Origin of the sequence: Thermococcus sp. 21S7, assembly GCF_012027615.1 — an archaeon.
Classification (GTDB): Archaea; Methanobacteriota_B; Thermococci; order Thermococcales; family Thermococcaceae; genus Thermococcus.
In genome coordinates, this window is the sequence record NZ_SNUT01000046.1 from 1 (window position 1) to 258 (window position 258).

Here is a 258-nt window from a genome sequence, read left to right on the forward strand (position 1 = left end):
CGTTTACTGCCGCTTCGAATTCGTCCATTGCTCTGACGCTCTCCGAACTCGTCTCAGCAACGAAGCGCATTCCTTCAGTTATCTCGTTAATGTTCTCCTGCTGCCTCTGAGCCTCAATACTAACCTGCTGTACTGCCTCATTCACCTGATTGATGGCTTCAGTGACATCGCTTGATATCTGGGCGAGGAGGGTGGCCCTCTTCTCAAGTTCGTCTGTTACGTGGACTATTTCTCCGATTAGGCCTTTGAGTTTGTGTG

1 pseudogene is annotated in these 258 nt (G+C 50.0%); it reads right to left on the reverse strand.

The features are described 5' to 3' along the window. A pseudogene (locus E3E51_RS13030) lies at positions 1-258 on the reverse strand (methyl-accepting chemotaxis protein); the annotation flags it as partial.